Genomic DNA, 21872 nt, shown 5'->3' with positions numbered 1-21872 from the left:
ATCGGCGCTTCATGCTCGACGGTCTCGATCACCACCCTCGGTGAGTGCACGGGTAATGCTCAGGGCGGTCGTATGCACAGCGGGACCGACTCGTCGGATGTCGACCTTGCCGATCCACCCGGACGCGGAGACGGCCGCCACCGGCGGACCGTCGTCGACGCGAACGGCGCTGGCAACGCATGCGACGCCCGGCGCCGACTCCTCGTGCTCGTAGGCGATGCCGCTCGAAGCGATCCGCCGCAACTGCCGCACCAGCGGCCCGGGCGCGGTGATGGTGCGTGGACCGACCCGGACCAAGCCGGCTGCCAGCACGTCGCCGATCACCTGAGGCGGTGCTCCCGCGAGCAGGGCCTTGCCCACCCCGGTGGCGTGCGCGGGGAGACGACCACCCACGCCGGACGGCAGCCACGGTGCGTCCCGCCCCGGCAGGATCTCGACGTAGACCACCTCGGTGCCGTCGAGGATCGCCAGATGCACCGTCTGCCGTGTCGCCTCCCGCAGGTCGGCGAGGAACGGCAACGCCACCTCGCGGACCGACCGGCGACGAGAGGCCCGCTCGCCTAGCTCGAACAGCCGAAGGCCCAGCCCCACCTTGACACCCCGGCGTTCGAGAAACCCGACGCCTTCCATCTCCTTCACCAGCCGCGACACCGTCGCCTTCGGTATCCCGGTCCGCCGGGTCAACTCGTTGACGCCCAGCGCCGTGTCGGTGGGACCGAACGCGGCGAGCAGATCCGACATTCGCCGGACCACCGATGTCGGCTCGTCACCCCGTTCCACAGTGTTCCGTTCTACGGGACTCATTCGTTGAGTATCACCATCCGGCCCGGCACAGTACAAGCAACAACGCACCCAACATCCATCTCGAATCAGCACACCGTGAGGTCATCGATGCCAACCACCACGTCCGAAGCCCTGTCGAATTCGTCGATCGTGGCCGCAGCCGACCGACTTGCGTCCGCAACCGCGGGTCCGTGCGCACCCGTGCAAGATCTACTGGGAGTCACCGATATCGACGCCGCCTACGCCGTCCAGCAGCGGTTGACCGACCTCCGCGTCGCCGCCGGCGGCACCATCACCGGACGGAAGATCGGCCTGACCTCCCCCGCCGTGCAACAGCAACTCGGAGTGGACCAACCGGATTTCGGTGTGCTGTTCGCCGACATGGACGTCACCGGCCTACCCGAGGTCCCGAGCGGCCGGTTGCTGCAACCGAAGGCCGAGGCCGAAATCGCCTTCGAACTCGGTGCCGACCTCGTCGACGGCGACCTCGGCCTCGCCCAGGTGCGCGCCGCCGTCGCCCGCGCCGCAGCAGCCCTCGAAATCGTCGACTCCCGCATCGCCGACTGGGACATCACCATCACCGACACCGTCGCCGACAACGGCTCCTCCGGACTCTACGTCCTCGGCGAAAGCTGGCTCACCCTCGACGAATTCGAACCCCGCGAGGTATCCATGCGCCTGTTCTCCAACGAGGAATTGGTGTCCGAGGGCACCGGCGCCGCCTGCCTCGGCGACCCCCTCCAAGCCCTCGCCTGGCTCGCCCGCACCGCCCGCGACTACGGCCACCCCCTGCGCGCCGGGCAGGTCATCCTCTCCGGTGCCCTCGGCCCGATGGTCCCCACTCCACCCGGAACGGTCATCCGCGCCGAACTGTCCACCCTCGGCACCGTGACCGCCACCTTCTCGAAGGACAACGCATGACACACACCCACAAGATCAAAGTCGCGATCATCGGATCCGGCAACATCGGCACCGACCTGATGATCAAGGTCCTGCGCAACTCCGACAGCCTCGAGATGGGCGCGATGGTCGGCATCGACCCGACCTCAGACGGCCTCGCCCGCGCCGCCCGCCTGAACGTGCCCACCACCGCCGACGGCGTGCACGGCCTCATCGCCCTCGACGGCTTCGACGACATCGACATCGTCTTCGACGCCACCTCCGCCAAGGCCCATCAGGCCAACGCCGCAGCGCTGGCCCCCTACGGCAAGAAGCTCGTCGACCTCACCCCCGCCGCGATCGGCCCGTTCGTCGTGCCCCCGGTCAACCTCGACGAGCACCTCGACTCCGGCGTCGACAACGTCAACATGGTCACCTGCGGCGGCCAGGCCACCATCCCCATGGTCGCCGCCATCTCCCGGATCACCCCCGTCGCCTACGCCGAGATCGTCGCGTCCATCGCCTCCAAATCCGCCGGACCCGGCACCCGCGCGAACATCGACGAGTTCACCGAAACCACCTCGCACGCCGTCGAACAGGTCGGCGGAGCCGCCCGCGGCAAGGCCGTCATCATCCTCAACCCCGCCGAACCACCCCTGCTGATGCGCGACACCGTCCTCGCGCTGATCGGCAACGCCGACCACGACGCGATCCGCGGCTCCGTCGCGGAGATGGCCGCCCGGGTCGCCGAGTACGTCCCCGGCTACCGGCTCAAGCAGGACGTCCAGTTCACCCCGATCCCCGACGGCGAACCCGTCCACACCCTGGTCCCCGCCGGCGCCGGCCCGGTCACCACCAAGGTGTCGATCTTCCTCGAAGTCGAGGGCGCCGCCCACTACCTGCCCGCCTATGCCGGCAACCTCGACATCATGACCTCCGCCGCCCTGCGCACCGCCGAGTCCATCGCCCGACGCATCCAGAACACGATCCCCGCGGAGGTCGCACCATGACCAAGCTCTACATCCAGGACGTCACCCTCCGCGACGGCATGCACGCCGTCCGGCACCGCATCACCCCCACCGACGTCGGCCGCATCGTCGCCGCCCTCGACGCCGCCGGGGTCGACGCCATCGAAGTCGCACACGGCGACGGCCTCGCCGGCGGCTCCCTCAACTACGGCCCCGGCAGCCACACCGACTGGGAATGGATCGAGGCCGCCGCCGACAACCTCACCCACGCCACCCTCACCACGCTGCTGCTGCCAGGCATCGGCACCATCGCCGAACTCGAACACGCCTACCAGCTCGGTGTCCGCTCCATCCGCATCGCGACGCACTGCACCGAGGCGGACGTGTCCGCCCAGCACATCACCAAGGCCCGCGAGCTCGGCATGGACGTCTCCGGATTCTTGATGATGAGTCACATGAGCACCGCCGACGACCTGGCCAAGCAGGCGAAGTTGATGGAATCGTATGGGGCGCACTGCGTCTACGTCACCGACTCCGGCGGCCGCCTGACCATGGACGGGGTCCGCGACCGGGTCCGCGCCTACCGGAACCTCCTCGACCCCGCCACCCAGATCGGCATCCACGCCCACGAGAACCTGTCACTCTCGGTGGCCAACAGCGTCGTCGCCGTCGAGGAGGGCGTCACCCGCGTCGACGCATCCCTCGCCGGGCACGGCGCCGGCGCCGGCAACTGCCCACTCGAGGCATTCGTCGCCGTCGCCAACCTCCAGGACTGGAAACACAACTGCGACCTGTTCGCCCTCCAAGACGCCGCCGACGACCTCGTCCGCCCCCTCCAGGACCGGCCCGTGCGCGTGGACCGGGAAACCCTCACCCTGGGCTACGCCGGCGTCTACTCCAGCTTCCTCCGCCACGCCGAAACCGCCGCCAAGCAGTACGGCATCGACGTCCGCACCATTCTCCTCGAAGTCGGCAAACGCCGACTCGTCGGCGGACAGGAAGACATGATCACCGACATCGCGCTCGATCTCAGGTCCGAGGACTGAACAGCTCGAAGCGCAAGTGAACGGGCGACCGCTGGGTAGTTGATCAAGGTAAATGCCATGAACAATTCAACCAAGCTCGAGCGTTCGTAACTCTACTGTGTCACAGCGCTATCCACCTGTCCGCGGGTGCGATGCCTGGGTTGAACTGCGGCGCGGCTGTCCAACTCCGCCCAGGTCGGCTCGAAAATCATTGTGGCTGAGGCATTTTCCCTGGGTGTTCGACATCAACACCACACCATCTGCGTTGAGTTCGTCGAAGACCCGTCCGATCTCGACCCAGACCCGTCGATGTCCGGCAGGGAGCGCTCAGGGAGAGGATCCCGGTTCCGATTTCCGAGCGGTGCATGAGGTCGATCGCCGATGCCGGTGACCAGTCCGGGGTGGGCCAACCCCCGCGGTGAGGCCGCGGTCGTCGAGCATCCGACGATAGGCGGGGCATCAAATGCCGGTGGGTGTCGATGCGAGCGGTCACGAATGCTCCTGGGTCGATTTCCGGTTGCCGGCCCGAAGCCCGGTGAGTGCGTCGAAGACGAGCGAGGCGTGCAGTTCGAACAGAGCGAGGAGGTCCACGGTGTCCCCGCCGATCTCCTTGGCGATGAACAGACCGTCTGCCGACGCCACGGCATACGTCGTCAACAGGTGAACGGAGGCGCCGTCCAATTCGGGTGCGAACTCCCGGACCGTGTCCGCTATTCGCCGGGTGGCTTCGTCGCGGACTTCGAGGAACATCGTTCGGGCGCGTGGTTCGGTCGGACGACGCTCGAGTGCCAGCATCAGCCCGAGCCGTAGGAAATCGGGAGAATCGAGCAGCGCCTTGGCGATGTGGATCGACATCGCCGTGATGCGCTCACGAGGCGTCCCGTCGGCCGGCAGGGTGACCGCTTCGAGCCAACTGGCGAAGGAACGCTCGATCACCGCCGCGATCAGATCGTCCTTGTCCTTGAAGTGCCAGTAGATCGAACTGGCGGGCAAACCGCACGAGGCACTGACGAGTGCGATCGAGGTTCCGTCGTATCCACGTTCGCTGGCGACCTCGACAGCCGCGTCCAGAATGCGGCGCCGCGATTCTTCGCCGTTCGAACGTGTACGTCGCGGTTTCCGGTCCTCGGGCATTCGTAACCTCCGCAGGTTGTGTCTTGACTCTCAACGTATCCCATCTTACTGTAGCGATCAATACATATTGTAGTGACCACTACAGTAAGAGTGGCAGCGGTGGAGATACTCCACCCGGCGAGAGGTCCTCGAAGTGCCCGACACGACATACGACGTAGCCGTCATCGGCTACGGACCTACTGGTGTGACCGCCGCGAACCTATTGGGAATGAACGGATTACGCGTTCTGGTCATCGAGCGTGACCCGAACATCTACGGGCGCGCCAGAGCAATTTCCACAGACGAAGAAGTGCTGCGGATTTGGCAACAGGTAGGCCTGGCCGACCGCCTGAACGTTGAGATGTTGCCAGGTAAGCCGGTCAACTTCGTCGATTCCCACGGTAAGCCGTTCGTCCGCACAGCCCCGGTATCGCGCGGCGCGGGGCACCCGCCCCAGCAGTTCATCTATCAGCCGGCCGTGGAGAAGACACTTCGCAGCGGTGTCGAGCGGTTCCCCAATGTCGAGCTACTCCTCGAACACGAGTGCCTGCGGGTGGTCCAGGACGGCACCGGCGTGCAGCTCATGCTCGCCGACCTGACGACGGACGTGTTCACGCGCGTTCGGGCGTCGTATGTGATCGCGGCGGACGGGGGGTCGAGCCCGACTCGCGGGCAGCTGGGCATCGGATTCGAAGGACAAACCTACGAGGACCGATGGGTGGTCATCGACACCAAGGTGCTCCAGGAGTGGCCGGGCCACGACTCGTTACGTTTCCACTGCGACCCGGCCCAGCCCACTGTCGACTGCCCCACGCCCCTCGGTCATCACCGCTGGGAATACCCGGTTCCCACCGGCGCCGACGAGGAGGAACTGGTCGCCCACGATGCCATCTGGGCGGTCCTCGAAAAGCAGGGCATCACGAACACCCAGGTCGAGATCCTGCGCGCGGTCGTCTACAGCCACCACGTGCGGTTCGCCGACCGGTGGCGCGTCGGGCGGATATTTCTCGCAGGAGACGCCGCACACGTGATGCCACCCTGGATCGGGCAGGGAATGTCGGCGGGGGTGCGCGACGCGGCGAACCTGTGTTGGAAGCTGGCAGCCGTCGTCACCGGGTCGTTGCCCGAGGCGGTCCTCGATTCCTACCACATCGAACGCATGCCGCACGTCCGCGAAGTGACCCGCAGAGCCGTGAAGACCGGCAACATTATCACCGAACGCCGCCCTGCGATCTCTGCCCTGCGCAATCACGGTCTGCGACTGGCAACCAAGGTGCCGGCAGTGAACAACTGGCTCCGTGACAGTCGCTGGATCCCGGCAGCGTTCTACCCCGAGGGGTTTCTCGCAACGTCGCCGACAACCAGGCTGCCCGGTCGCGGCGGCACTCGCGCCATCGGCCATCAAATTCCGCAACCGTGGGTCCTGGACGAGAAAGGCGAGCGGGAACGGCTCGACGACGTCCTCGCTGGACAATGGGCAATCCTTCGGGCTGGAAGCTCGGAGGGCACCGCCTCCTGGACGGCGGCCGGTGTCCCCGTGCTCGACATCCTGCCGGCCGGGGCGTACGCGCGAGAAGGGGCGATCGTCGACGCCGACGATGTCCTCATCGACTGGATCCGCGGCAAGAGCGCCACCGTGCTCGCGATTCGACCCGACGGATTCGTCTACGCGGCAGGCGGACCCGACACCGGTCTCGCTCGCGCGCCACAGGGCCTCGATCTGCACGTATCCCCCGTGACCGTCCCGACGATCGACTCATTCGACCACCTACCTCGGAGGACCAAGTGACCACCTCGACCATGACCGAGAAGACAGTGCACGTCGGCGGTAAGGACATCTTCTACGCCGAGACCGGAGAGGGTCCGGTCGTGGTGCTCCTCCACGGCGGCGGACCGGGCGCGTCCGGCGTGTCGAACTACTCGCGCAACATCGACGCACTCGCCTCGTCGTTCCGCGTCATCGTTCCCGATCTGCCGGGATACGGGCGGTCGACGAAAGGCGTCGATCAGAGCGATCCGTTCGGCTACCTCGCCGATGCGATCCGCGACCTGCTCGACGACATCGGTGTCGACAAGGCCCATCTGCTCGGCAACTCCTACGGCGGTGCGTGCGCGTTGCGGCTCGCGCTGGACACCCCGGGCCGCGTCGGCCGCATGGTGCTCATGGGACCCGGCGGTATCGGTACCACCCGCGGCTTGCCGACGCCCGGCCTCAGATCGCTGCTGGCCTATTACGGCGGGGACGGACCGTCGCGGGGCAAGCTCGAGACGTTCATCCGCGACTACCTGGTATTCGACGGCGCCGCCGTTCCCAACGCGGTGATAGATCAGCGTTTCCAGTCCAGCATCGACCCTGCTGTGGTCGCCGACCCACCTTTGCGACGCCCGTCCGGCCGCAATGCGCTCGAGACCCTGTGGCGCATGGACTTCACCCGCGACAAGCGACTGTCGTCGCTGCAGACCCCGACCCTCGTGGTGTGGGGCGCCGCAGACAAGGTGAACAGACCGTCCGGCGGCCGCATGCTCGCCGACACCATGCCGAACTGCGACCTGCTGCAGGTCTCGAGCGCCGGCCACTGGGTCCAGTGGGAACGTGCCGAGTTCTTCAACGACGTCACCCGCACCTTCCTGTCGGCCTGAGGACACCAGATGAGCACACACACGCTGAACAGTGAAGACACGGCCGCCGACGATGGGGTCGTCGGCCCGTCCGTCTTCGGCAACGTCCAACTCGGGTACATCGTCATCGAGACCCGCAAGTTCGCCGACTGGAGACGCTTCGGGGCCGAAGCGATCGGCATGCACGTCGACGACTTGGACACCGGACGCATCCGATTCCGCATGGACGACCACGAGTGCCGCTTCCTGCTGCAGTACGGCCCCGCCGAGGACGTCACCGCCATCGGCTGGCAGATCGACGACCACGAGACGTTCGATCGCATCGTGGCGAGGGTCGTCGCGAACGGAGTCCCCATCGATGAGGGCACTGCCGACGAAGCCGCGCTTCGCGGAGTGGAACGGCTGCTGCGTTTTCCGGGCCCCAAAGGGATCATCCAGGAGATCTTCACCCGAGCACTGATCAGTGCGACGCCTCTCGTGATGAAGAATCACGCCTTCGTCACCGGTGCCGGTGGCATGGGACACGTGGCGATCACATCGAAGGAGCCGTTCAAGCTGCGCGGCTACTACGACACCGTCTTCGATGCTCGCCTGACGGACTACATCGACGAGACCATCAGCGGTCTGACGCTCGAGATTCGATTCCTGCGGGTCAACGAACGACACCATTCGATCGCGATCGCGAACGTCCGGGGCATGAAGATCAACCCGATCCGCACGCGAATCCAGCATCTCAACATTCAGGTGGCCGAGCTCGACGACATGATCCAGTCATTCGAGCGGGTGAAGAAACTGGGCTTCGGGATGGCCCTCGGTGTCGGTCAGCACACGAACGACCGTGAACTCTCGTATTACGCCCAGACCCCGTCGGGGTTCGAATGGGAGGTCGGCTGGAATCCCCTCGTCATCGATGAGAACACGTGGGAGCCCGCAACGCATCAGGGCATCAGCATCTGGGGCCACTCACGCTCGGGGCAGACCGTGATCGACAAGCTGGCACAGTTCAAGGCCGCCGTTCACTGGGCCGGCGTGGCAGAAGAGACCGTCCCCGCCCTCAGCGGGAACGGAATACCCGACTACCAGTAGTCCTCCGGATCCTTTCGAGGGAATCCGTCAACGGTGTGGCGACACGACACAAGGAGCTCAGTGAACAACAACAACGGTGCGACGATGACGCGGCGAGGGCTTCTCGGTGCGACCGCCGCTGTGGGAGCGGTGCTGGCAGTGGGGCGAACAGCCTCCGCGGCGCCAGCGGTGGATGCCCAACTGCCCGCTGGTAACTACCGCATCGATCTGCATGCGCATTTTCTGCCACCCGAGTATCGGTCCGCGCTGTTGTCGCACGGGTACGTCACCATCGGCGGATACCCGACACCCACCTGGTCACCAGAAGCGGCACTCGACTTCATGGACCGATACGGCATCGGCGCCCAAGCACTGTCCGTCTCCGATCCGGGGGTTTCTTTCCTACGCGGCAGGGAAGCCAACGACCTGGCCCGCTACTGCAACACCTATGCCGCGAATCTGTTCCACCAGCACCCCACACGATTCGGTGCGTTCGCGGTGCTGCCCATGCCCGACGTCGCCGCGTCGATCGCCGAAGCCGAATATGCTTTGGACACATTGCACCTCGACGGTGTCGTGTTGCTGTCCGCGTACGACGGAATCTATCTCGGCGATCCGCGCTTCGATCCGTTGATGGCAGTCCTGAACGCCCGCGGCGCCTACGTGTTCGTCCACCCCGCATCCATTCCCGGGGATGCGAAACCGGAGTCGCCGATACCGGATTTCGTCGAGGAGTTCACCTTCGACACCACTCGTGCGGCGACGTTGATGATCGCGACCGAAACGCTGACACGTTTCCCGAACATTCGCTTCCAGCTCGCGCATGCCGGCGGCACATTGCCGTTCCTGTCGCACCGCATCGGTCTCGCCGCGCAGACTCCGATCGCAGACCTCTGGCCCGCGGGCGTGCAACGGCTGTCGGTTCTGGACGTGAAGAACCGCGTCAATCGATTCTTCTACGACACCGCACTGAGTCCCGCTCCACCGTCGATGACCAGTGTCCTGGCAGTGACATCGAAGGACCACGTCGTCTTCGGCTCGGACTGGCCGTTCAGCCAGGTCACGCTCCTCGAGTCCGGTGACCCTCAGCCAGAGTTGAGCGAGACATTCTCGGCAGCGGATCGCGTGGAGATCGAACGAACGAATCCGCTTCACGAACTGCCCAGACTGTCCGCGGTGCTGGGCGGCTGAAACTCGGCATTGCCGTGCACGTCAGCGGACCGAACTGGCAAGGTCTAATCATGGCGTTCGGGTGGCGGTCGGTCACTGCGGAGTGGCCGCTGCTGATACCACCGGTCTCCGTTGCGGTGTTGGGCGTGACCTGGGGCCGAGACATCGGCACGGTTCTGGCGCTCGTCGTTGCGGTGGTGCTGGTCGGTGCAGTGCTGGCTGCTGTTCATCACGCCGAAGTGGTTGCACACAGGGTCGGCGAGCCGTTCGGATCGTTGATTCTCGCTGTCGCCGTCACCGTCATCGAGGTCGGATTGATCGTGACGTTGATGATCTCGGGTGGCCCGGCGACGGCGTCGCTTGCCCGCGACACGGTGTTCGCGGCGGTGATGCTCACAGTCAACGGCATCATGGGGTTGTCGCTGTTCGTCGGCTCGCGAAGATACGGGGTCGCGCTGTTCAACGCGGAGGGTACCGGCGCCGCACTGGCGACGGTGGCGTCACTGGCCACCTTGAGCCTGGTGCTGCCGACCTTCACCACGAGTCGGCCCGGTCCCGAATTTTCTTCGGCACAATTGATATTCGCCGCAGTGGCCTCGCTGGTTCTGTACGGGATGTTCGTCCTCACCCAGACCGGACCACATCGACACTTCTTCCTGCCCGTCATCGCCGATGAACCGGTGGACGCCGATGGCCGGAACGCCGCACCCCCGACAGGCAGGATGGCGGGAACGAGCCTCGCCCTGCTGGTACTGGCGTTGTGCGCCGTCGTGGGATTGGCGAAGGTCGAGTCCCCTGCGATCGAGGACGCGGTCGAGGACGCCGGATTGCCACAATCCATCGTCGGCGTAGTCATCGCGCTGCTAGTGCTTCTGCCGGAAACCCTCGCCGCGGTGCGGGCGGCGCAGAGAAACCGGATCCAGATCAGCTTGAATCTGGCCCTGGGATCGGCGATGGCCAGCATCGGTTTGACCATCCCGGCCATTGCCGTCGCCTCGATCTGGCTGGACGGCCCACTTCTGCTCGGACTCGGTCCCACTCAGGTCGTGCTACTCGCCATCACCGTGGTGGTGGGCATGCTGACGGTGGTCCCCGGGCGTGCCACCCGCCTCCAAGGCGGCGTCCACTTGGTGCTGCTGGCTGCTTACGTGTTCCTCTCCGTCAACCCCTGACCATCGCCCGGCGCCTCACCGCTCATGGAGACGTCACCAGCGAGCCTCCCCGAAATGCGTTCGGGTAAGTTTCCGCGCATGAGAACCGCATCGTGGGTCAGCGCGGCGGCTGCGGTGCTGTTCGCTGCCACCACTGCCGCAGCGTGGCGGAAGGCAACCCTCGCCGAACAGGCCAGACACGAGGCCGAAGCCGCGCTGGACGCGGCGCTCGACCAAGTCGCCGCGTTGACCCGGATCGCCGAAGCCGCGCAGCGAGCATTCCCACAGCCGCAGCACGTCGAGTTCGACGTCCAGCGTATCCGTGGACCCGTCGACCGATTCCGGCTCCGCAACGTCGGAACCGGTACCGCCACCGACGTGCGGTTCATCGTCGATCCCGCCGAGGAGCAGAACCGCCGGATTCCCACGCCGCAATGGCTGCAGGAAGAACCCGTGACGTTGCTGCCGAAGGAATGGGCCGAATTCGCCGCGAGCGCGTTGTCTCCTGTCGGCGGCTCGTGGCGAATAGTGTTTCCGGCGTTCGTCACCGTGATCTGCAACGAAGCCGGTGCGCCGCAACTGGTGGACCTGCCGACGACTGTCGGTGCCGAAGACGGTGTGATCGGCTGACAGTCCTCAGAGACCTGTCTGCCCCTGACCCAGACGATTCCCGACACGATCGAACCATTCGAGTACCGCACGTTCGTACACGATCCCGAAGTCGAGTGTGGCCAGCGCGAATCGGTTGGAACCGTGCGCTGCGGCGTCACGCTCGTATTCGGCGAGCTGACGCTCGTGCGCTGCGCGGTGTGAGTCCAGCATCGCGGCCAACCGCTCGGGCGGAAGGTGCGCGCCGAACGCGACGGTGAGCAGCATCGGATAGCGAATGTTCTCCGGGCCGGGGTCGCGCTCGATCCACTCCGCGAACGCTTGGCGACCATCCTCGGTGAGCGTGTAGGGCTTGCGCTCTCGGGCGCCCCGTTCCCCCGCCTCGATCAACCCGGCACGCTCCATCGCGGCGAGTTCCCGATACACCTGGCTGGTCGTGATCGACCAGAACTTGCCGATGCGTTCCTGCGCGGTCACCACCAGATCCCATCCCGTTTTGGATCCCTCGTGCAGGAACCCGAGGAGCGATGCCGCAGTGGCATTGAGGGGGCGTTCGGCCATGGCACGGTCCTTCGCGCAGTCGGGGGTTGACATTCCACTGTGGCATATCGATCATGGTAGTAGCGACATTCCATAGTGGAATGTCATCGCCGAGGAGGGTCCGATGCAGTACGCGGACAACATCCGAATATCCGATTCCGAACGCGAACAGGTCGTCGGTGAACTCGGGCGGCACCTCGCCGCCGGGCGACTGACCATCGGGGAGTTCGACCAGCGGGTGGCACAGGTGTATCGGTCGACCACCCAGCAGCAGGCGCATGAGGTGTTACGTGATCTTCCGTCGGCACCCTCCGCGGTCGCCACCGCGCGGCCCGCGGCACCGACGATCCGCCCCGCGCGTCGTCTCATCCCGGGTCACCAGCGGATCGAGTGGCTCGCCTGGCTCGCCGCCGGAGGAATCAACATCGTGGTCTGGGGCATCGTCTCGCTCGCGACCGGCGTCATGATCTACCCGTGGCCGGTCTGGGTGATAGGCCCGTGGGGCTTGGTGCTGCTGGGCAGGACCCTGCTCGGCCGCGAGGGCGGCTGCAGCAGGATCACCGGTGCTCTGCACGACGACCGGACGAGAGTCGCCGTGAGTCGCTGAGTCCCGCGGAAGAACGGCGGTGCGCCCGGGTCCGTCGGTCACCCGGTGAAACGCGCGATCCAGAGCCGGATCGTCTCGTCGGTGGCACCGTGCGCCCGCAGCCACGCGTGCATGCCGCCCGGGTGGGTGTCCCAGCGGGCGAGGACTCCCTCAATGGCCTCGGGGACCGCACCCCGCAGATCGCGGTCGTTGGGATGCGCCCGGCCGAGTTCGGGAGCGAAGCGGGTAATGCGGGCCACGACGGCGCCCATGTGCTGGTTGGTCGATTCGTAGTCGGCGACGATGTCGTCGGGCTCGACTCCGGCCGTGCGCAGCAGCAACGCCACCGCGACCCCGGTGCGGTCCTTACCTGCCGCGCAGTGCAGCAACACCGGGCCGGGGGCGGTGGCCGCCACCTGCAGGACGTCCACGAGACGCTCCCCCGCATTGGTCAGAATCCCGAGATAGACGTCGGCGAGCCGGTCACCCTGGTTCGGCGCGGCGACCTCGGCATCGGACAGCAGCGAGATCCGGTGCACGGCGGTCTTCTCAGACCGCAGCGGATGCTCCCGGGTCGCGAATTCCTGGGGACTGCGCAGGTCGACGACGGTGCGGGCCGGCCACTCCTCGACCGTGGTCGGTCGGGCATCGCCGGGCGCCGGCAGAGCGCTGCGGTAGAGCACCCCGGCCCGGGTCCGTCGCCCCTCGGTGAGCGGAAGCCCGCCGAGGTCGCGCAGGTTGGGGAGGACATCGAGGTCCGTGACGGTCATAGGAGCTTCCTTCCGAGGCGAGAGGCCGTGACCAGGCAGAACGGCCCGTGTCCCCGCCGGACGAGGGCCGCGGGGACCAGAAGATAGGTATACCCCCCGGTGATTCGGCCGATGCGCCATCTCCCCACAGTCGGCGATGATGTGACCTGTCTCATACTCACGAACCGGGGTCGCCCGTTGGTCCGACGCCGCCACTGACGGAGGGTGCTCGCACCGATGAATGCAGAACCGATTACCTGCGGTGACTACGTCACGGCAACCTTCGCGCGCGACTTCGTCGCCGAGGGTTTCGACCACGACGCCGTCGAACGCATCCACAGCGGTCTGTTCGACGAGTGGAGTCATGCCCTTGCTCAATCGGGTCTGTTCACCAACAGAACCGTCGCGGCGGCGCTGCACTCCTGGCAGGACGATCCGCACTCCCTCCTCGACGCCCTGCTCGCGAACGCGGACGAGATGACCCTCAAGCGCTACGACCTCGTCTGGGAGGCCCTGGAGCGCGCCCACGTCGGTTCGGCCGAGCCTGTCGCCGAATACGCATGACGCTGCCGCCGACAGCAGTGGCGCCGCGAAGTCCGCCCCGGCCGTTCAACCCCACTTTCACAGACACCGCCGACCACACCGACGAACGAGAGCAATGAGCACCAACACGTATCCCACCATCGAAACCATCCGCATCGGGCAGTCCGGTCACGAATGCCGCTACTGCGGGCACACCGTCGCCAAGGACGGTCCGGGCTACCGGCACACCACCACCGGTCAGTACCGCTGCGATCCCGCCAGCCGAGCATTGAACGAATCCCGGCTGTCCAACAGCATGGTTCGGAGCTGAGCACGATGAACGTGCAGACGATGCCGGTGAGCGAGGCCCCCGAGGGGCTCGGCCGGTTCCGCGACGCGGTCGATGCGCTGCACGCGTTCGACAGTCCCTGCCACCGGACCGACCCTCACACGGCACTGCTGTTCGACAGTCTCGTCGATGATCTGATCGAAGCAGCCCAGACGGCCGCGGGCGACACGGTTCCACAGCGCGACATCTTCGCCGTGATCGACACCGCGATCTCTCGCACACGCCCGTCACTCTGAATCTGCGCCACTCGCGACCTCGACTAGGGGTGGGCAATGACGGTCAAATCGATTCCACTCCCCCGCCCGATGGTGTTGTAGATCGGGCAGGACGCCGCGAACTTCGCCGCCAGTGAGTCGGCCGTCGGCTGGTCCACCCCGTGAATCTCGATGCGCACTTCAGTGAAGTCGTAGCGAGTCGGGTCGGTCGTACCCCGTCGATGGGACGCGTGTACCTCGATGTTGTCGACGCGGATGTCGTCGGCCTCGGCGTTGGACTGAATGTTCGCCATTGCGCACGAAACGATCGCTGCCAGGAGCAGTTCGCCGGCCTGAATGGCCTCGGCCGGGCCGAACCGTGAATCCGAGACGAGGTGGTTCTCGCGGGCATCGAGGATGAATCGTCCCGGCGCCCCCGATACCGTGTGCCCGGACACTTCCGCGACGCCGGAGCTCACCGTGCGGCCTCGGCGGCTCGACGCACCCGGTTGGCCCACTCCCCGCTCTGCACTCGGGGTAGCCCGAGGTTCTCGCGCAGGGTGCGCCCCTCGTAGTCCTTGCGGAACAGTCCTCGCTTCTGCAACTCGGGAACCACGTGGCGGGTGAAGTCCTCGAATCCCCCCGGCTGGTACGGAGCCTGCACCATGAATCCGTCGCAGGCCCCCCGCCCGAACCATTCCTCGAGCCCGTCGGCGACTTCTGTTGCAGTGCCGATGAATCCACCTTCCACGCGACCGCCGTAGCGCTTCCCGAGCTCACGCAGGGTCAGCCCCTCCCGCTCGGTCATCTCCCTGACCTCCTGGTAGTGGCCTTCGACGCCGGGAACCTCGACGTCGGGGAGTCGCTCGTCCAGTGGGAACGTCGACAGGTCCACGTCCAAGTGGTAGGCAAGTGTGGACAATCCCCCGAGGGGCGGTACGAGGTCGAAGAGTTCTTCGAATGTCTGCTGCGCGATCGCCGTCGTGGCCCCGACGACGGGCGCGATGGACGGGAGGATCTTCACAGCCTCGGGGTCGCGGCCGTGAGCGGCAGCCCGTTCCTTGATCTCCTTGTAGAAGTCCTGCGCGGACTCGAGTGACGCGTGGCTGCAGAAGATCACGTCGGACCACCGTGCTGCGAAGTCCTTGCCCTTGGCGGACGCACCGGCCTGGATCACCACGGGGTAGCCCTGCGGAGGCCTGGGGACGTTCAGCGGCCCCTGCACGGTGAACCAGTCGCCCTTGTGACGGATCGGGTGCACTCGATCCGGGTCGGCGAACAGGGGCTGTTCGGTATCGAGGACGAGAGCGTCGTCCTCCCAGCTGTCCCAGAGCTTTCCCGCGACCTCGAGGAACTCGTCTGCCCGCTCGTATCGCTGTTCACGGGGAAACTGTTCGTCCCGGTTGAAGTTTCGCGCTTCCGACTCCTGGAAGGAGGTCACCACATTCCAGGCCGCACGTCCCTCGGTCAGGTGGTCCAGGGTGGCGAAGGATCGCGCGACGGTGAACGGTTGCGCGTACGTGGTGGAGACCGTGGCGGCGAGGCCGAGATGCGAAGTGACCGCACCCATCGACGACAGCACGTGGAGCGGGTCGAGGCGCATCGAACCGAGTGCCCCGTTGCGTAGCTGGGTGTCGGGGCTGCCGCCGAAGCGGTCGGGCACGGAGAGTATGTCCGCGAAGAACGCGAGATCGAAACGAGCGTCTTCGAGCGTGCGGGCGATGTTCTGGTAGTAGCCGGCGCTGAGCCAGCCGGGTACCGACCCCGGGTACCGCCAGCCGCCTGGCCGACCCGGGCCCGCGGTAACGAAGGCGGCCAGATGCATACGGGAGGAAGACATGTGTGATGATACCTACTTCGCGAGAGCCTGAGTAATGACTGACTTGATCGAGTCGAAACGCGAATCCTGCAACCAGGTGGTGACGTCGACCCGGTCCGGGTACACACCGAGGTCGTGGAAGTTGTCCGCGAGGTCCTGGGTTCCGTTGATCGCGGCCGCATCCAGCGCAGTGAATTCACCTGCGCCGGAATAGGACAGGCGTCTCGCCTTCACAAGGTCGAGATACACCTGCTCCTCGAGATCACTGTTCCCGAATCCACCCAGTTCGGCGAACGCGGAGACCGCGACCTCGGGGTTGCCGTCGATCCAGCGTTGCGCATCGCGCACGTTCCGAACCAGTGTGGCCGCGGCATCCGGATGGTTGAATGCGAAGTCCTCACTCGCGACGAAGAAGGCGTAGTCGTACGTCTTCACGTCGGGAAGTGCGACCGCGTTGTGTTTGCGCTTGGCCAACTCGATGGTGGGCTGCCAGCTGATCCACGCGTCGACCTTGCCCTCCGCGAAGGCGGCCTCCGCATCTGCGGCGGGAAGATTGACGTACTCGATGTCGTCGAGTGTGAGGCCGACCGACTCCAGATACTTCACCAAGCTGTACGTGCCGGTGGTGCCGCGATGATCCGCGACTTTGCGTCCTCGCAGATCTGCACCCGACTTGATGTCCGATCCCTGCGGAACCAGGATGTCGACCTCGTTGGCGGGAAGTGGATATGCAACCAGCGGAACGATCGGCACACCACCGCCGATGGCGTAGATCACCGCAGTGGCAGTGGCGAAGGAGAAGTCGACACTTCCCGATTTGACGGCCTCCATCACCGGGAGTGAAGCCGGGAAACCGGACGGCCACTGGACGGGGACCCCTAGATCCGTGGCGAGGTCGAATCCGCCCAGGTTGTTGCGCAGGATCGTGCCGGGCTCAGCCTTCCCGTCGCCGATCAATGCGTAACGCACCTCGGTCAGCGGGCCACCCGCCGCGCCGGATGCCGACGCACCGCAGCCGGTCAGCGAGAGGGCGGAAAGACCCAGGACTCCGGCGCCGGCGGCCCTGAGGAATCCTCGCCGATCGAGGGCGCGGAGTTGTGAAGTGACGCGGGGTGACATGAGGTGAGGGCCTTTCGATGGGACCAGGAGGTGGGACTAGGGATAAGAGAGCGCGTTGTCTGCTTGGAGGAGTCCGTCGAGCAACTCCTCCTTCCAGGCCGCGAGTTGGGCGTCTCCGCGGTGTCGTGGTCGGGCGTGCGGGATCCTGAGATCACGGGTGATGCCCTGTTCGGTGAGGAGCAGCACGCGGTCGGAGAGCACGAGTGCCTCTTCCACGTCGTGGGTCACGAGCAGAACCGTCCTCGGCTGCTCGGCCAGGACGCGTTCGAGAAGTTGCTGCATCGCCACGCGGGTGATGGCGTCCAGGGCGCCGAACGGTTCGTCGAGCAAGAGGACATGAGGCCGATGCAGCAACGCCCGGGCGAGCGCAACCCGTTGACGCTGCCCTCCGGAAAGCTCTGACGGCCAGCCTCTCTCACGCCCCGACAGACCTACATCGCGCAGCAGCTCGAGGGCGCGTTCGCGTTGACTCCGAGTTCCGAGCTGCACGTTGTCCAGGACGTTCCGCCACGGAAGCAGACGGTCCTCCTGGAACATCATCCGCGACATCGTGCCACCGGAGGTGCTGCCGCTGGATTCGACGGCGCCGTGCGTCGGTTGTTCGAGCCCGGCGATGATCCGCAGAAGCGTGGACTTGCCGACCCCGCTGGGGCCGAGGAACGAGACGAACTCACCGGGCGCGACGGTCAGGTCGAGATCGTGGAGAACTGTCTTGTCACGGTATCGGTGCCCGATGCCGATCAGATCGAGGCCGACGAGGTTGGTGGCAGGCATCAGCGATTCCCTCCCTGATAGTGGGGATTCCAGCGCAGGACCCGGGCCTCGATCAGCCTGGTGATCTGGTCGGCGAGCAGTCCGGCGACGGCGTACAGCAGGATTGCGAGAACGATGCGGTCGTTGCGCAGCATGTCCCGGCCGTTCTGAGCGAGGAATCCGATGCCCTCGCTGGTGGCGATCGTCTCGGCGATCACCAGCGTCAACCAGGCGACGCCGAGTGCATAGCGGATGCCCGTGAGAATCATCGGCATGGCTCCGGGAACGATGATGTCGCGGATTCGGGCGCCTCGACCCAGCCCATAGGACTCGCCGAGCTGAACGAGTTTCGGATCGACCGTACGAATTCCCGCGACCGTGTTGAGGTACACCGGAAAGATCACACCCAGCGTGACGAGCACGACTTTCGGGAGCTCACCGATACCGAACGCCGCGATCAGAAGCGGGACCAGGGCGAGGTGTGGAAGCGCACGCAACATCTGCAGGGTGCGGTCCACCAGTCCCTCGGCGATTCGCGAGAGTCCGACGACGAAGCCGAGCACGAGTCCGATCGATGCTCCGAGGGAGAACCCGATCAGGATTCGGCGCAGGCTGACCGTCAGGTGCTTCTGCAGTTCTCCGGCGGTCCACAGCTGGTCTGCCGTGGCGAGGACCTTGCTGGGCGGAGGCAGGATGGAGGGTGAGATCGCCCCGGTCGAGGACGCCCACTGCCAGCCGAGGATGACGAGGACGGGCACCACCCATGGCAGCAACAGTGACGGTTGAAGTCGGTGGTGCGCGCCGGCACCGCGTGGCCGACGACGATCCTCCCTCGCCGGCTCCGGCCGCGTGATGTGTGGTGCGGCAAGTTGCGTCTCAGACATCTCCGACGACGCCCGATCCGACAGTTCCTGTTTTCCGGCTGAGAGCTCGGCGTGCTGAGTCGAAATTCATGGCTACTCCTTGTGCTGACGCGGAGGAGCCTACGAACATCTGCACAACTATGTCTGCATCTGTATACACATGGATTCAAACTCTTTACTCGGGCTGTTCACCTCTGGTAAGGCTTGCTCCGTGGCATGGCGTTCGTGCCCGGACAGGGGAACTCGATGGAGAGAGAATCATCGGCGTACAAACAGCTGCGTGAGCGGATCACCGGCGGTGCCGACCGGCCCGGGACGATGTTGATACCGGCGACGATCGGCGCGGAGTTGGGACTGTCTCGTACACCGGTGCGGGAAGCGTTGCAGCGACTCGAATACGAGGGCCTGGTGGTGCAGGCGCCGCGTGGGTACCGGGTGCGCGAGCGCACCCCCGAGGAGGTGCTCGAGATCTGCGAGGCACGGATCGCACTCGAGTCCGCGATCGCGTACTCGGCCGCGACCCGCCACACCGAGTTGGACCTGGCGCGGTTGAGCCGGTTGTTCGAGCAGGCAATCGAATCACCCGATCCCTCGACAAGCCTGGCGCTACACAATGAATGGCACAGCGCGCTTCGCAGCGCGGCTCACAATCAGACGATCACCCAGCTGATGGACCGGCTCGACGCTCAGTTGCGGGTTTATGACGCGGAGGAGGCCCAGGCTTCCTCCAATCTGGAGCAAATCGAAACGGAGCACCGCGAGATCCTGACCGCCGTTCAGAGCGGCGACGCCGAAAAGGCGCGGATCCTGATGATCGCGCACCAGACTCGTACCCGTGATCTGCGAATCGCAGCAATGGCCCGGCGGTAGTCGCCGGCGCCGCACCGGCGAGCAACCGGGCGTTATCCCACCGTCTACTACCATGCTTCGTGGATGGGGATGCGCGGTCAGGGCGCCCGGTGAGACGAAGGATGGGCAATGACGATCGACCGCGGACAGGACCCGAAATCTCGACCCTCCCCAGGAAGACGGCGGCGCCTGCCCTGGCTGCTGCTCGCCGCCGTGGTGGTCGTCGTAGGAGTGGTCGCCGTCGTTGCCTACACCCTGGCCTCCGGAGCCGACGACGGCCGCGAAGCCCATGACTTCGCGCCGAGCGCGGACAATCCTGACCCGTCGCTGGGGATCGAAGGGATCGTCACCGTCGACTATCCGCCCGCCGCCCATGTCCAGGCGCCGCAGCGGGTGGCCTACGACCAGAGTCCCCCGTTCGGTGGCGCACACGACCAGTACTGGGCCACGTGCACCGGCATTGTCTATCCCGCAGCGATTCGCAGCGAGAACGCCGTGCATTCCCTCGAACACGGGGCCGTGTGGGTGACCTACGACCCGGACCGACTGAGCGCCGACGACGTCGCAACATTGGCAGCGAACGTCGACGGCGAACCGTACACCCTGATGTCGCCGTACCCCGGGCTCGATTCGGCGGTGTCCCTGCAGTCGTGGGGTCACCAACTGAAGCTCGACGACGCCCACGATCGGCGCATTTCCGACTTCCTCACGGCCTTGCGCCAGAACCCGAACACCTACCCGGAACCGGGGGCAACCTGCTCGACGGTGCGCGGTGGATTCGATCCGGCCGACCCGCCACCATTCGATCCATCCGCGCCGGATGCCGATGCGTTTCCGGTCGACGGCAAGTAGCCGCGTCACCGGACATTTCCACCCCTCTTCGGACGAGATCGGGTTCCTGCGGTCGAAGCCGAAATTCATCTACCGAAAATGTGCCCGGTTTGTCGATATCGCGATCGCCGATTCGACGAATAAGTAGGAGCACATGAGGAGGTGAGAGCGATGTTGGCGGCACATCTGTTGTCCGGTCTGACCAGTGAAGAAGTCGATCTGATCGTGGCGGAGGAACTGCATCTGCTCGACGCCCTCACATGAGGGCCGTCGACGCCGTGTCGAATACCGACAGTTGACACACGGGCACCGCTAGCGCGCGCCCGATCGGGGAATATCTGCGTCGAGCGTGGCGGCGATCCGCGCTCCGATCGAACCGTAATCGAGGTCGGTCACGAATCGGTGTGCCGGCCCCCGTACTGGAGTGACGCCCCACACGGCGGCCCGGCCGTCCTCGTGGCGCACCCTGGGTTGGGCATCGTCGGCGGCCAGCACGACCGCGGGGTCGAGCATCACGGCGGCTGCGACGGAATCGTGTGCGGTGTAGATCGGATTCTCGGCGCGGTATGTGCTGGTGCAGTAGCGGTGATAGTCCTCGGTGATGTCGCGGACGAAGGTCGCGGTCTTTCCTACCGCGGAACGAGCGACGAGATCGGCCCAGGCCAATCGGAGTCGGCCGGTGACATTCATTCCCACCCACGTAATCTGCCCAGGCGCCGCGGCGACCACCGTGGCCGCGCCTGGATCGTGGTTGGTGTTGGTGTCACCCTTCCCGAGGAACTGTGGTTGTACTGCTGCCTCGACGCCTCTACGGGAGGCGGTTCCCATGCCACCCATGACGGTGACCGAACGGTACCGGGTCAGCAGCCGTGGGTCGCGTGTGACGGCGGCGGCGATGTTGGCCAGCGGACCCAGGCACAGCAGGTCCACCGCACCGGGCCGGTCCTCGGCGACGCGGAGCAGTTGATCGACGGCGGACTCGGGCGCCGGATACACGCCCGGTGGCGGCCGATATCCGCGGTCGCCGAGTCCGTCGAGTCCGTGCGGGGAGCTGGTGGCAGGTGGCGGCCCGGGACGTGGTTGTCCGATGCACACCGGCACGTCGTGTAGGCCGGCGACGGACAGCACGGTGAGGGCGTTCCGCGCGGCCTGCCGTTCGGTGCAGTTCCCGAACGCGGTTCCGACACCGACGATCTCGGTTCCGGGGTGGTGTGCAACGGTGAGCAGGGCGAGGGCGTCATCGACTCCGGTGTCGGTGTCGACGAGTACGCAGCGGTCCGTCACTTCCGGTCCTGTCCCCCGTGATTCCAGATCGG

General features: G+C 65.9%; 25 protein-coding genes. 15 read left to right on the top strand and 10 right to left on the bottom strand.

From position 1 onward, the window contains the following. Nucleotides 1–9: 9 nt before the first annotated feature. The gene (locus OYT95_RS37790; protein WP_268790517.1) at nt 10–804 is read right to left on the bottom strand and encodes an IclR family transcriptional regulator; all 795 of its coding nucleotides are present in this window, start codon (nt 802–804) and stop codon (nt 10–12) included. A gap of 87 nt (nt 805–891) precedes the next feature. Here OYT95_RS37790 and OYT95_RS37785 point away from each other — a divergent pair, with 87 nt between their 5' ends. Genes OYT95_RS37785 through dmpG form a run of 3 tightly spaced genes read left to right on the top strand, consistent with a single transcriptional unit; the run spans nt 892 to nt 3676 of the window. After that, nucleotides 892–1704 carry a 2-keto-4-pentenoate hydratase gene (locus tag OYT95_RS37785; RefSeq protein WP_268790516.1) on the top strand — a complete coding sequence of 271 codons (813 nt, stop codon included), beginning with the start codon at nt 892–894 and terminating at the stop codon, nt 1702–1704. After that, entirely contained in the window at nt 1701–2672 is a 972-nt protein-coding gene (locus tag OYT95_RS37780) for an acetaldehyde dehydrogenase (acetylating) (RefSeq protein ID WP_268790515.1), read from the top strand. The genes OYT95_RS37785 and OYT95_RS37780 overlap by 4 nt, the downstream gene beginning before the upstream one ends. Next, nucleotides 2669–3676: a 4-hydroxy-2-oxovalerate aldolase gene (gene dmpG / locus OYT95_RS37775; RefSeq protein ID WP_268790514.1), complete on the top strand. Its 1008-nt coding sequence runs from the start codon at nt 2669–2671 to the stop codon at nt 3674–3676. The genes OYT95_RS37780 and dmpG overlap by 4 nt, the downstream gene beginning before the upstream one ends. Before the next feature lie 468 nt (nt 3677–4144). Here the strand turns inward: dmpG and OYT95_RS37770 are convergent, their stop codons facing one another. Continuing rightward, nucleotides 4145–4789, bottom strand: a complete 645-nt coding sequence (locus OYT95_RS37770; RefSeq protein ID WP_268790513.1) for a TetR/AcrR family transcriptional regulator — start codon at nt 4787–4789, stop codon at nt 4145–4147. 133 nt (nt 4790–4922) lie between these two features. Here OYT95_RS37770 and OYT95_RS37765 point away from each other — a divergent pair, with 133 nt between their 5' ends. The 6 genes from OYT95_RS37765 to OYT95_RS37740 all read left to right on the top strand — a co-directional run bounded on the left by OYT95_RS37765 (nt 4923) and on the right by OYT95_RS37740 (nt 11403). Then, nucleotides 4923–6557 (top strand): bifunctional 3-(3-hydroxy-phenyl)propionate/3-hydroxycinnamic acid hydroxylase, encoded by a 1635-nt coding sequence (locus OYT95_RS37765; protein ID WP_268790512.1) that lies wholly within the window; start codon nt 4923–4925, stop codon nt 6555–6557. Beyond that, nucleotides 6554–7408, top strand: coding sequence for an alpha/beta fold hydrolase (locus OYT95_RS37760; protein WP_112298282.1), 855 nt, complete (start codon nt 6554–6556; stop codon nt 7406–7408). The genes OYT95_RS37765 and OYT95_RS37760 overlap by 4 nt, the downstream gene beginning before the upstream one ends. Nucleotides 7409–7417: 9 nt before the next feature. Then, nucleotides 7418–8473, top strand: coding sequence for a VOC family protein (locus OYT95_RS37755; RefSeq protein WP_268790511.1), 1056 nt, complete (start codon nt 7418–7420; stop codon nt 8471–8473). Nucleotides 8474–8533: 60 nt separating this feature from the next. After that, nucleotides 8534–9643, top strand: coding sequence for an amidohydrolase family protein (locus OYT95_RS37750; RefSeq protein WP_268790510.1), 1110 nt, complete (start codon nt 8534–8536; stop codon nt 9641–9643). A 50-nt stretch (nt 9644–9693) separates the two neighbouring features. Then, nucleotides 9694–10794: a calcium:proton antiporter gene (locus OYT95_RS37745; RefSeq protein WP_037233932.1), complete on the top strand. Its 1101-nt coding sequence runs from the start codon at nt 9694–9696 to the stop codon at nt 10792–10794. Nucleotides 10795–10872: 78 nt separating this feature from the next. Then, entirely contained in the window at nt 10873–11403 is a 531-nt protein-coding gene (locus tag OYT95_RS37740) for a hypothetical protein (protein ID WP_268790509.1), read from the top strand. Between the two features lie 6 nt (nt 11404–11409). On the opposite strand, the gene OYT95_RS37735 is transcribed toward OYT95_RS37740, so the two are convergent. After that, complete coding sequence (locus tag OYT95_RS37735; protein WP_037234050.1) at nt 11410–11943, bottom strand: PadR family transcriptional regulator; 534 nt, start codon at nt 11941–11943, stop codon at nt 11410–11412. Between the two features lie 103 nt (nt 11944–12046). On the opposite strand from OYT95_RS37735, the gene OYT95_RS37730 reads away from it, so the two are divergent. Further along, nucleotides 12047–12529, top strand: a complete 483-nt coding sequence (locus tag OYT95_RS37730) for a DUF1707 SHOCT-like domain-containing protein (protein WP_268790508.1) — start codon at nt 12047–12049, stop codon at nt 12527–12529. Between the two features lie 38 nt (nt 12530–12567). On the opposite strand, the gene OYT95_RS37725 is transcribed toward OYT95_RS37730, so the two are convergent. Further along, nucleotides 12568–13278 carry a tyrosine-protein phosphatase gene (locus OYT95_RS37725; protein WP_268790507.1) on the bottom strand — a complete coding sequence of 237 codons (711 nt, stop codon included), beginning with the start codon at nt 13276–13278 and terminating at the stop codon, nt 12568–12570. A gap of 216 nt (nt 13279–13494) precedes the next feature. Here OYT95_RS37725 and OYT95_RS37720 point away from each other — a divergent pair, with 216 nt between their 5' ends. From OYT95_RS37720 to OYT95_RS37710, 3 genes are all read left to right on the top strand, one after another. Then, the gene (locus OYT95_RS37720) at nt 13495–13821 is read left to right on the top strand and encodes a hypothetical protein (protein WP_268790506.1); all 327 of its coding nucleotides are present in this window, start codon (nt 13495–13497) and stop codon (nt 13819–13821) included. A gap of 94 nt (nt 13822–13915) precedes the next feature. Continuing rightward, nucleotides 13916–14110 carry a hypothetical protein gene (locus tag OYT95_RS37715; RefSeq protein WP_037233944.1) on the top strand — a complete coding sequence of 65 codons (195 nt, stop codon included), beginning with the start codon at nt 13916–13918 and terminating at the stop codon, nt 14108–14110. Nucleotides 14111–14115: 5 nt separating this feature from the next. Continuing rightward, complete coding sequence (locus OYT95_RS37710) at nt 14116–14364, top strand: hypothetical protein (protein ID WP_268790505.1); 249 nt, start codon at nt 14116–14118, stop codon at nt 14362–14364. Nucleotides 14365–14387: 23 nt separating this feature from the next. Here the strand turns inward: OYT95_RS37710 and OYT95_RS37705 are convergent, their stop codons facing one another. From OYT95_RS37705 to OYT95_RS37685, 5 genes are read right to left on the bottom strand one after another with little or no spacing between them, the layout of a single operon-like run. Continuing rightward, nucleotides 14388–14801, bottom strand: a complete 414-nt coding sequence (locus OYT95_RS37705) for an OsmC family protein (protein WP_112298289.1) — start codon at nt 14799–14801, stop codon at nt 14388–14390. After that, nucleotides 14798–16162, bottom strand: coding sequence for an LLM class flavin-dependent oxidoreductase (locus OYT95_RS37700; RefSeq protein WP_128638505.1), 1365 nt, complete (start codon nt 16160–16162; stop codon nt 14798–14800). The genes OYT95_RS37705 and OYT95_RS37700 overlap by 4 nt, the downstream gene beginning before the upstream one ends. 12 nt (nt 16163–16174) lie before the next feature. Then, nucleotides 16175–17260, bottom strand: coding sequence for an NrtA/SsuA/CpmA family ABC transporter substrate-binding protein (locus tag OYT95_RS37695; RefSeq protein WP_037233956.1), 1086 nt, complete (start codon nt 17258–17260; stop codon nt 16175–16177). Between the two features lie 36 nt (nt 17261–17296). After that, nucleotides 17297–18034: an ABC transporter ATP-binding protein gene (locus OYT95_RS37690; RefSeq protein ID WP_037233960.1), complete on the bottom strand. Its 738-nt coding sequence runs from the start codon at nt 18032–18034 to the stop codon at nt 17297–17299. After that, on the bottom strand, nt 18034–18774 hold the full coding sequence (locus OYT95_RS37685) for an ABC transporter permease subunit (protein WP_255221530.1): 741 nt from the start codon (nt 18772–18774) through the stop codon (nt 18034–18036). Before OYT95_RS37685 ends, OYT95_RS37690 begins: the two co-directional genes overlap by 1 nt. Before the next feature lie 348 nt (nt 18775–19122). Between OYT95_RS37685 and OYT95_RS37680 the strand changes: the two genes are divergently transcribed. Next, the gene (locus tag OYT95_RS37680; protein ID WP_268790504.1) at nt 19123–19746 is read left to right on the top strand and encodes a GntR family transcriptional regulator; all 624 of its coding nucleotides are present in this window, start codon (nt 19123–19125) and stop codon (nt 19744–19746) included. Between the two features lie 108 nt (nt 19747–19854). Continuing rightward, the gene (locus tag OYT95_RS37675) at nt 19855–20577 is read left to right on the top strand and encodes a DUF3105 domain-containing protein (protein ID WP_268790503.1); all 723 of its coding nucleotides are present in this window, start codon (nt 19855–19857) and stop codon (nt 20575–20577) included. A gap of 291 nt (nt 20578–20868) precedes the next feature. On the opposite strand, the gene OYT95_RS37670 is transcribed toward OYT95_RS37675, so the two are convergent. Continuing rightward, the gene (locus tag OYT95_RS37670; protein ID WP_268790502.1) at nt 20869–21840 is read right to left on the bottom strand and encodes a nucleoside hydrolase; all 972 of its coding nucleotides are present in this window, start codon (nt 21838–21840) and stop codon (nt 20869–20871) included. Nucleotides 21841–21872: the final 32 nt, after the last annotated feature.

The organism is Rhodococcus sp. JS3073, from assembly GCF_026810085.1.
Classification (GTDB): Bacteria; Actinomycetota; Actinomycetes; order Mycobacteriales; family Mycobacteriaceae; genus Rhodococcus_F; species Rhodococcus_F wratislaviensis.
The sequence above is the reverse complement of the archived record's forward strand: the minus strand, read 5'-3'. Positions and strand labels throughout refer to the sequence as shown.

Bases quoted from the DNA above. Each gene is read 5' to 3' on its own strand.
- OYT95_RS37790 (WP_268790517.1), bottom strand. From the start codon at position 804: ATGAGTCCCGTAGAACGGAACACTGTGGAACGGGGTGACGAGCCGACA.
- OYT95_RS37785 (WP_268790516.1), top strand. From the start codon at position 892: ATGCCAACCACCACGTCCGAAGCCCTGTCGAATTCGTCGATCGTGGCC.
- OYT95_RS37780 (WP_268790515.1), top strand. From the start codon at position 1,701: ATGACACACACCCACAAGATCAAAGTCGCGATCATCGGATCCGGCAAC.
- dmpG (WP_268790514.1), top strand. From the start codon at position 2,669: ATGACCAAGCTCTACATCCAGGACGTCACCCTCCGCGACGGCATGCAC.
- OYT95_RS37770 (WP_268790513.1), bottom strand. From the start codon at position 4,789: ATGCCCGAGGACCGGAAACCGCGACGTACACGTTCGAACGGCGAAGAA.
- OYT95_RS37755 (WP_268790511.1), top strand. From the start codon at position 7,418: ATGAGCACACACACGCTGAACAGTGAAGACACGGCCGCCGACGATGGG.
- OYT95_RS37745 (WP_037233932.1), top strand. From the start codon at position 9,694: ATGGCGTTCGGGTGGCGGTCGGTCACTGCGGAGTGGCCGCTGCTGATA.
- OYT95_RS37740 (WP_268790509.1), top strand. From the start codon at position 10,873: ATGAGAACCGCATCGTGGGTCAGCGCGGCGGCTGCGGTGCTGTTCGCT.
- OYT95_RS37735 (WP_037234050.1), bottom strand. From the start codon at position 11,943: ATGGCCGAACGCCCCCTCAATGCCACTGCGGCATCGCTCCTCGGGTTC.
- OYT95_RS37730 (WP_268790508.1), top strand. From the start codon at position 12,047: ATGCAGTACGCGGACAACATCCGAATATCCGATTCCGAACGCGAACAG.
- OYT95_RS37725 (WP_268790507.1), bottom strand. From the start codon at position 13,278: ATGACCGTCACGGACCTCGATGTCCTCCCCAACCTGCGCGACCTCGGC.
- OYT95_RS37720 (WP_268790506.1), top strand. From the start codon at position 13,495: ATGAATGCAGAACCGATTACCTGCGGTGACTACGTCACGGCAACCTTC.
- OYT95_RS37715 (WP_037233944.1), top strand. From the start codon at position 13,916: ATGAGCACCAACACGTATCCCACCATCGAAACCATCCGCATCGGGCAG.
- OYT95_RS37710 (WP_268790505.1), top strand. From the start codon at position 14,116: ATGAACGTGCAGACGATGCCGGTGAGCGAGGCCCCCGAGGGGCTCGGC.
- OYT95_RS37700 (WP_128638505.1), bottom strand. From the start codon at position 16,162: ATGTCTTCCTCCCGTATGCATCTGGCCGCCTTCGTTACCGCGGGCCCG.
- OYT95_RS37695 (WP_037233956.1), bottom strand. From the start codon at position 17,260: ATGTCACCCCGCGTCACTTCACAACTCCGCGCCCTCGATCGGCGAGGA.
- OYT95_RS37690 (WP_037233960.1), bottom strand. From the start codon at position 18,034: ATGCCTGCCACCAACCTCGTCGGCCTCGATCTGATCGGCATCGGGCAC.
- OYT95_RS37680 (WP_268790504.1), top strand. From the start codon at position 19,123: ATGGAGAGAGAATCATCGGCGTACAAACAGCTGCGTGAGCGGATCACC.
- OYT95_RS37675 (WP_268790503.1), top strand. From the start codon at position 19,855: ATGACGATCGACCGCGGACAGGACCCGAAATCTCGACCCTCCCCAGGA.